The sequence below is a fragment of the Pseudomonas sp. UBA6315 genome (assembly GCF_002438125.1).
GTDB lineage: Bacteria > Pseudomonadota > Gammaproteobacteria > Pseudomonadales > Pseudomonadaceae > Aquipseudomonas > Aquipseudomonas faucium.
The window spans coordinates 1-5,984 of the sequence record NZ_DJTF01000150.1; the positions used below are offsets into that span (position 1 = coordinate 1).

Here is a 5,984-nt window from a genome sequence, read left to right on the forward strand (position 1 = left end):
GGATGATCCGCGACAGGATGCGCGCCTTCGACAGGCCCAGCGCCAGGCCGGCCTCGCGGTGGCCCTTGGGGATGGCCAGGATGGCGCCACGGAACACTTCGGTGGCGTAGGCGCCAAAGCACAGGCCCAGGGCGATGACGCCGGCGGCGAAGGCGCTGAGTTCAAGGCCGGGGTTGTTGAAGGCGGCGCCGAGGCTGTTCATCAGCCCGACGGTGCCGAAATAGATCAGCAGCACCCACAGCAGTTCGGGCACGCCGCGAACCAGGGTCGAGTAGAAGCCGCCAAGCCATTGCAGTGGCTTGACCGCGGAAGTCTTGGCCAGGGCGCCGAGCAGGCCCAGGACCAGGCCCAGCAGCAAGGCGCAAAGCGCCAGTTTTACGGTCATCAGGGTGCCAGCCGCCAGGGCCGGACCGAATCCGTGCAGGTCGATATTCATGGGCAGGGTCGTTCTAGGGACCGGCACGCCCAAAGGCGTACCGGTCGGGGCGAATCAATAGATGCTGAACGGGAAGTACTTGTCGTTGATCTTCTTGTAGGTGCCGTCGGCGACAATTTCCTTCAGTGCGGCATTGAGCTTGTTGCGCAGCTCATCGTCGCCTTTGCGCACGGCGATGCCGACCTTGTCGCTGTCGTTGACCGGCTCACCTTTGAACTCATAGTTCTTGCCGGCTTCGGACTTCAGCCAGTCGTAGTTGGCGTACTTGTCGGCCAGGATGGCGTCGAGGCGGCCGGAGGTCAGGTCCAGGTAGGCGTTTTCCTGGCCGTCATACAGGTTGACCTTGAACTTGCCGTCCATGCCGCCGTGATCGTCCAGCCAGGTTGCAGCCTGGGTAGCGCGCTGGGTGCCGATGGTCTTGCCTTCGAGCGATTTATCGTCGGTTTTGAAATCGACGTTTTTCGGCGCGATGAACTGCTGCTTGTTCGAGTAGTACGGGTCGGTGAAGTCAACGGCCTGCTTGCGCTCGTCGGTGATCGACAGCGAGGAGATCAGGAAGTCGAACTTCTTGGCGTTCAGGGCCGGGATGATGCCGTCCCAGTCGGAGGTGACGACTTCGCACTCGACCTTCATCTTGGCGCACAGGGCGTCGCCGATGTCCTTGTCGAAGCCGACGACCTGGCCGCTGGCATCCTTGTTGTTGAACGGTGGGTAGGCGGCTTCGATACCCATGCGCAGTTTTTCTGCTGCCATGGCGTTGGCCGACATCACCAGCGTGGCAGCGGCTGCCAGGAGGAATTTCTTGTAGGTCTGCATTCGTGTTGCTCCGTTAGCGGTGGCTGGACATGAATTGCTTGCAACGCGCCGAGGTCGGGTTCTCGAAGACCTGCTGCGGCGATCCTTGCTCTTCAACCAGGCCCTGGTGCAGGAAAACCACTTCACTGGACACCTGGCGGGCAAAGTTCATCTCGTGCGTCACCAGCAGCATGGTACGGCCTTCTTCGGCCAGTGCGCGGATAACGTTTAGCACTTCCTGGACCATTTCCGGATCGAGCGCCGAAGTTGGCTCGTCGAACAGGATGACTTTAGGCCGCATGGCCAGGGTGCGGGCGATGGCGGCACGCTGCTGCTGGCCACCGGAAAGCTGGGCGGGGTAGCTGTGGCGCTTGTCGAAGATGCCGACCTTGTTCAGCAGCGCCTCGGCGGCTTCGATGGCCTCGGCCTTGCTCTGGCCGAGCACGCGGCGTGGCGCCTCGATGATGTTGTCGAGGATCGACATGTGCGGCCACAGGTTGAAGTTCTGGAAGACGAAGCCGATTTCGCTGCGCAGGCGGTTGATCTGGCGGTTGTCGGCGGCAATCAGGTCGCCGTTCTTGGCGGCCTTGAGCTTGAGCGCTTCGCCGGCCACGAGGATTTCGCCCTGGTGCGGGTTTTCCAGCAGGTTGATGCAGCGCAGCAGGGTGGACTTGCCGGAGCCGGACGATCCCAGGATGGAGATCACGTCACCGTCACGCGCGGTCAGCGAAATGCCCTTGAGAATTTCCTGCTCGCCGTAACGTTTGTGCAGATTGCGGATTTCCAGCGCGGGCGTGGCCTGGGCCATGTGCGGTCCTCATGTGTTCGGGTGCGTTCCCAGCTGTTGGCGGCCTTCCTGGCGTGCGCCAAGCTAGCATAGCGGCATCAGGGCGGCCAACAGGGTCGCAGGGGGCTCGGGGCAGTGCTGGGGCAGTTTGTCGCATCGCTGCAGTGCAACGTCGCGCAGATGTCCGCGCAGGTGTCGCCCAGCTCCAGAGCCTTGATGAAAAAAGGCGCGATGGTGCCAGCTTTGGGCGGGACTGGGAAGCAGTTTTGCCCCTATCGCGGCTAAAGCCGCCCTCAAGGTTGCCCTCGCCCTCCGTAGGAGCGGCTGCAGCCGCGACAGGGCCCGCACAGAAAAAGGTTGTACCCAAGGTTGCACTTTTTTGCCTTGCAATAGTGCAAAGGTGTTACCGAGGGGCACCTCTGGTGCATTTGTAAGTGGGTATTTCCGTAATCCAGCCTTTCCCTGTGGATTTGGCGGCCATTCTGCCAGTTGTTGGCCGAAAGCCCTGCAAGCCGCGTCCTTTACGGCCCGCCGGTTTCATCTGACGAATGCATTCAGCACATGGCCCACTTATTGCCGTCTGGAAACCGCCGATTGCAGCGACGCCTAAATCAACCCCGGGCGCGCTTCGTACTCGCAGTCGGGTGGTCCACTCCTTACAAAGGTAGTTTTATGAGCGGTAACAATTCCAATGACCTCGCTCAGGGGCTCAAACAACGGCATGTCACCATGCTGTCCATTGCTGGCGTCATCGGTGCCGGCCTGTTCGTCGGCTCCGGCCACGCCATCGCTGCCGCCGGCCCTGCCGTGCTGCTGGCCTATGCCGCTGCTGGTACCCTGGTGGTGCTGGTGATGCGCATGCTTGGCGAGATGGCCATCGCTTCGCCGGATACCGGTTCGTTCTCCACCTACGCCGACCGCGCCATTGGCCGCTGGGCCGGTTTCACCATTGGCTGGTTGTACTGGTGGTTCTGGGTGCTGGTCATCCCGCTGGAAGCCAACGCGGCTGCAGCGATCCTGCATGCCTGGTTCCCGGCAGTCGACCTGTGGGCCTTCTCCCTCCTGATTACCTTGGCGCTGACCGCGACCAACCTGTGCAGCGTGAAGAACTACGGTGAGTTCGAGTTCTGGTTCGCCCTGCTCAAGGTGCTGGCGATCATCGGCTTCATCGTGGTCGGTTGCGCTGCCATGTTCGGCTTCGTGCCTAACAGCCAGGTCAGCGGTGCCAGCCACCTGTTCGACACCCAGGGCTTCATGCCCAATGGCCTGGGCGCGGTGCTGGCGGCCATGCTCACCACCATGTTCTCGTTCATGGGCACCGAGATCGTCACCATCGCGGCGGCCGAATCGAAAGACCCGGGCAAGCAGATCAGCCGCGCCACCAACTCGGTGATCTGGCGTATCTGCCTGTTCTACCTGGTGTCGATCTTCCTGGTGGTGGCCCTGGTGCCGTGGAACGACCCGGCGCTGGCCGAAACCGGCTCCTACCAGACCGTGCTGAGCCGCATCGGTGTGCCGAACGCCAAGCTGATCGTCGACATCGTCGTGCTGATCGCCGTCACCAGCTGCCTGAACTCGGCGCTGTACACCTCTTCGCGCATGCTGTTCTCGCTGAGCAAGCGTGGCGATGCCCCGGCGGTTGCCCAGCGCACCACCAAGGCGGCTACCCCGCATGTGGCGGTGCTGATGTCGACTGCGGCGGCGTTCCTGTGCGTGTTCGCCAACTACGTGGCGCCGGCCCAGGTGTTCGAGTTCCTGCTGGCCAGCTCCGGCGCCATCGCGCTGCTGGTGTACCTGGTGATTGCCATTTCCCAGCTGCGCATGCGCAGCCAGCGTGAAGCGCGGGGCGAGAAGATCGCCTTCAAGATGTGGCTGTTCCCGGGGCTGACCTGGGCGACCATTGCCTTCATCGTTGCCATTTTGGTGGTGATGGCGCTGCGTGAGGATCACCGCGCCGAGATCATCGCGACGGCGCTGCTGAGCATTGGCGTGGTGGCGGCGGGCTTGCTGGTGCATCGCAAGCGCGAGGCTGCAGGGCGGGTGGCGCTGGATAACTGACCTGCGCTGGCTGCAATGAAAAAAGGCCGCGCCCGGTGTAGGGCGCGGCCTTTTGTTTGTCTGCTCCGGCCCTATCGCCGGCAAGCCGGCTCCCACGGGGCCTGCCAGCTTCAGGGCGGGCGGTGGCTATCCTGTGGGAGCCGGCTTGCCGGCGATAGGGCCAGTGAGGCCTCAGCCGAACTGCTTCTGCTGTTGCTGCTGCTTGGCCACCACCTCGGAAGCGGTGATGTAGGCTTGCTGGAACTCGTCGCTCTCAAGCCAAGCCATGGTGGTGTCTTCGTCGGCGCCGTCGAGCCAGGTGCGGTAGGCATTGAACACCAGCACGATGTAGTCGGTGGCGTGCTCTTCCTTGTGGCCCTTGAGCACCAGTGCCAGCAGCGGGTCGACCAGGAACACCGAGATCATCGCCACCAGGCTGGTTTGCTGCGCTTCTTTCATCTTGTTGAACAGCTCTTTGTAGCTGTCCGACTCCATGGCCTTGTGGAACACCTGCTCGATGCTGGCGCTGTCACCGGCGCTGGCCTTCACCGCCTGGCCGCTGCGCACCATGCGGTTTTGCTTGGCCTTGCTGGCGGCGCGCTTGGCGCGTTTTTGTTGCTTGGTATTGGAGGCCATGGGGCGATTCCTTGGGTGTGTCCTGAAAGTGCGCGTATTGAAGCGCAGCAGTCCCGGCTATTCAACTGCCCAGCGCAGAACCCTCATCTTCCTCGAAGCCACGCGCCACCCGGCCAACCAGCAGCTCATCGGGCGCATGCGCCACGCTGTGGTCCTTGCCCGGATAGTCCAGCGAATGCAGGAAGTGGCGGATGCAGTTGATCCGCGCGCGCTTCTTGTCATCCGACTTGATCACCGTCCACGGCGCATCGGCGGTGTCGGTGTGGAAGAACATCGCCTCCTTGGCGGCGGTGTAGTCCTGCCATTTGTCCAGCGACTTGATGTCGATGGGCGACAGCTTCCAGTGCTTGAGCGGGTCATCCCGGCGCGAGATGAAGCGGCGCAGCTGCTCTTCGCGGTTCACCGAGAACCAGTACTTGAACAGCAGGATGCCGCTGTTGCACAGCATGCGCTCAAGGTCCGGCGCCTGGCGCATGAACTCCAGGTACTGCAACGGCGAGCAGAAGCCCATCACCTTCTCGACCCCGGCGCGGTTGTACCAGGAGCGGTCGAAGAAGACCATTTCGCCGGCCGTGGGCAGGTGCTGGATGTAGCGTTGGAAATACCACTGGCCCAGCTCGTGCTCGGAAGGCTTCTCCAGCGCGACGATCCGCGCGCCACGCGGGTTCAGGTGCTCCATGAAGCGCTTGATGGTGCCGCCCTTGCCCGCCGCGTCGCGCCCTTCGAACAGGATCACCACCCGCTGGCCGGTTTCCTTGACCCAGCTTTGTACCTTCAGCAGCTCGATCTGCAGCGCGTGCTTGGCCTTCTCGTAATCCTGGCGGCGCAGGCGGGTGCGGTACGGGTAGCTGGCCGGCAGGCGCGCCGAGGTGCTGTCTTCGTTGCTGCCTTTGGGCGCAGTGGCCACTTCGAGCGCAGCGGGTTGCTGGCTGATCTCGGTGATGCTGGGCTCGGGCTTGCGCTGGCGTGGGCGGCGAGGGCGCGGGGTGGGGGAGGCGTTGGTCGAGGGTTTATCGGGGGCGGGGAGCAGGAGGGGGGATTCTTCGCTCATGGGGGTCCTTGCGGGTTGATTCGGTGTCCATTTGTGATTGTGGAATCGTGCGAAGGATGGCTTGTTGATATCGATCAAGACGAGAGGGCTTACTGGCTGAGTTGTAGTGAGACCATAAGCAGTTTGAAACAGCTACGAATTGATGGCCGTAGCGGCGGGGTAGGTGGGTTGCTGTGGCAGCCGATCCCAAGCCGGGACCTGCCAACCCTGCAGCAAAAATCGCAGGCAACAAAAAACCCGCA

The 5,984-nt window shown here is 62.6% G+C and carries 7 protein-coding genes; 2 read left to right on the plus strand and 5 right to left on the minus strand.

What is annotated here, in order from left to right:
- The 3 genes from B3E94_RS17845 to B3E94_RS17855 form a co-directional block, all read right to left on the minus strand.
- Positions 1–436, minus strand: a 436-nt coding sequence (locus B3E94_RS17845) for an ABC transporter permease subunit (RefSeq protein ID WP_286914508.1), incomplete at its 3' end; no start/stop codon positions are given.
- Between the two features lie 54 nt (positions 437–490).
- The gene (locus tag B3E94_RS17850) at positions 491–1,252 is read right to left on the minus strand and encodes an ABC transporter substrate-binding protein (protein WP_008091477.1); all 762 of its coding nucleotides are present in this window, start codon (positions 1,250–1,252) and stop codon (positions 491–493) included.
- Positions 1,253–1,265: 13 nt separating this feature from the next.
- Entirely contained in the window at positions 1,266–2,039 is a 774-nt protein-coding gene (locus B3E94_RS17855) for an ABC transporter ATP-binding protein (protein ID WP_176518104.1), read from the minus strand.
- Between the two features lie 651 nt (positions 2,040–2,690).
- On the opposite strand from B3E94_RS17855, the gene gabP reads away from it, so the two are divergent.
- Complete coding sequence (gene gabP / locus B3E94_RS17860; protein ID WP_176518105.1) at positions 2,691–4,076, plus strand: GABA permease; 1,386 nt, start codon at positions 2,691–2,693, stop codon at positions 4,074–4,076.
- 171 nt (positions 4,077–4,247) lie between these two features.
- Here the strand turns inward: gabP and B3E94_RS17865 are convergent, their stop codons facing one another.
- Positions 4,248–4,691, minus strand: coding sequence for a hypothetical protein (locus tag B3E94_RS17865; protein ID WP_176518106.1), 444 nt, complete (start codon positions 4,689–4,691; stop codon positions 4,248–4,250).
- Between the two features lie 61 nt (positions 4,692–4,752).
- Positions 4,753–5,742 (minus strand): polyphosphate kinase 2, encoded by a 990-nt coding sequence (gene ppk2, locus B3E94_RS17870; protein ID WP_286914510.1) that lies wholly within the window; start codon positions 5,740–5,742, stop codon positions 4,753–4,755.
- A 33-nt stretch (positions 5,743–5,775) separates the two neighbouring features.
- On the opposite strand from ppk2, the gene B3E94_RS17875 reads away from it, so the two are divergent.
- Positions 5,776–5,984, plus strand: a 209-nt coding sequence (locus B3E94_RS17875; protein ID WP_286914511.1) for a hypothetical protein, incomplete at its 3' end; no start/stop codon positions are given.